General features: G+C 70.3%; 3 protein-coding genes. 1 reads left to right on the forward strand and 2 read right to left on the reverse strand.

From position 1 onward, the window contains the following. The first annotated feature begins 35 nt into the window (after nucleotides 1-35). Nucleotides 36-281, forward strand: coding sequence for a hypothetical protein (locus GBN72_RS33790; RefSeq protein WP_151775806.1), 246 nt, complete (start codon nucleotides 36-38; stop codon nucleotides 279-281). A gap of 402 nt (nucleotides 282-683) precedes the next feature. Here the strand turns inward: GBN72_RS33790 and GBN72_RS33795 are convergent, their stop codons facing one another. Then, nucleotides 684-1,304: a hypothetical protein gene (locus GBN72_RS33795; RefSeq protein WP_151775807.1), complete on the reverse strand. Its 621-nt coding sequence runs from the start codon at nucleotides 1,302-1,304 to the stop codon at nucleotides 684-686. A gap of 190 nt (nucleotides 1,305-1,494) precedes the next feature. Further along, a partial coding sequence (locus GBN72_RS33800) for a tyrosine-type recombinase/integrase (RefSeq protein WP_151775808.1) occupies nucleotides 1,495-1,949 on the reverse strand: 455 nt, incomplete at its 5' end.

Genomic DNA, 1,949 nt, shown 5'->3' on the forward strand with positions numbered 1-1,949 from the left:
CAGGAGCACGTCGACGTCCGGGACGATGGGTCCGCGTGCCGGAGCCGACGCCGCGGGCCCGCCGGCGGACACGGCGGCCGCCGTCCCGCGCGGCCGACGCCGTCGCCCTCACCGTGCGGTTCGATCCGGAGGAGTCCGACGAGGTGGACGACTTCCTCCGAGAGGTCCGCCGGGAGGCCAGGTTGCGCCGCCTCGACAAGGCAGACCTGGTGCGCGAGCTGCTGCGGCTGGCACGCGAGCACGAGTCCACGAGGAAGGCGCTGATCCGGCGGCTCCACTGAGCACCTGCATCTCCGAGCTTGTCGCCCTCGACCAGACGGCCGTCGTCGAGACGGAGCACGGTTTCGACGTGACGCGGGCCGGAGACGTGCGAGACACAAGTAACAGCAAGATCGCCAGGCCGCCCGGACCGCCCCCGTCCCTGGTGCCGTTCCCCCACGGTCCCGGATCGGTCCGGTCCGGGACCGTGGGGGAACCGCTCCGGACCCGGACGGGGCCCGGGGTGCCGGCCGGGGCGAGCTGGCGGTGGGGGCGGGGCGGGGGCGTTTTGCTGTTACTGATCATGCAGTTCAGCGACCGCGGGGAGCGGACGCGGCGGTGTGACCAGAGAGGCGGCCGCCTGGTCGGCCGCGGGCCCTCCGTGTTGCTGCGAGTACGCCACCACCGCTCTCCTGGTAGTCCGGCTAAAAACCGAACTGGCCGTATTCCGAGGTGCGACGTGACTCCTCCATGCTCCGCCGACGTTCCTCGTACTCCCGCTTCCATGTCTCGTCTCTGAGCCGCCAGGCCGCGTCATAGGCGCCCCGATCGGTGATGCTGGTGTGGTGGGTGTCGACGAGTTCCTTTGCACGCCTGGTCAGGTGAAGGATCAGGCCCTCCTGGTGGCACTCCGACTGCAGGCCGTACTCCGTGAGCTTGTCGATGGCAGCGGCGACCATCCAGTGCTCGGCGTACGTCTTCGCTGACGGGTACTTCGCTTTGAGCTCCACGCGGCGTTGGCGCTCAGCTTCTGCGTCAGCTGCGCGTTGGGCCGCTGCTCTCGCATCGTATTCCTTCCGCCATGCGGCCATTTGGCGCTCGCGGTCCGCGATGACCTTCGCGGCCTCTGCCGCCACCTCGTCCTTCCACTGGAACCACGCCTCCACCCACAGAGGGCGGTTGCTGCCGTAGGGGATGCGGTGCGGAAAGACGCGCTCGGTAGTAGGGATGTGCTTCGAAGGGAAGCTGATTCGTTCCTCTCTCAGCCGCTGCCGGAATATCGCCCAGATGTCTTCATTCTCGATGACGACGTAGTTGAGCCCCATGGACCAAGAGTAGGGAGCGTAAGGGGGCCAGGGAAGGCTGGACCGTCCGGGGTAACTCCTGCATTCCGCAGGCCGGCCACCGGAAACAAGTTCTTCTGGCCGCCACCGCCCGACCTTGCCCATCCAGGCCCACACCGTACGTCCGCAACGGTCCAGTGCCGGCGCCCAAGGGCACCGGCACTGCAGGTGCTCAGAGCCCGATGCCGACGAGCGGGGAGTTCTTCACGCGGTCGACGTCGTCGAGGTAGCGGGCGAGGACGCGGGATCCGTCGGCCCAGCCGCCGGCGCGGGCGATCTCGAGGGGGTCGTGTCCGGCGGCGCGGGCGGCGGTGGCGAAGCCGCGGCGCAGGGAGTGCCCGGACCAGGCACCGGTGAGGTGGGCGGCGACGGCCAGGCGCTCGACGACCTCGGCGGCTGCCTCGGCGGTCATCCGCCCGGCCGGGTCCCCGATCCGGCGGCCGCCACGGGTGAGGGGCGGGGCGATGCGGTCCCACCGGTCCACCCGGACGAACATCGGGCCCTCCGTGCGCCCGGCGGCCTCCAGGGCGGTCAGGTAGGCGCGCAGCGCGCGGACCGGGCAGGTTGCCGGGTCGGTGCCGTAGAGGATCGCGTTGGTCGTGTGCTTGCGGACCTTCTTGCGGTAAG

The sequence above is a fragment of the Streptomyces abyssomicinicus genome (assembly GCF_008974245.1).
In the GTDB taxonomy this organism is placed as follows: Bacteria; Actinomycetota; Actinomycetes; order Streptomycetales; family Streptomycetaceae; genus Streptomyces; species Streptomyces abyssomicinicus.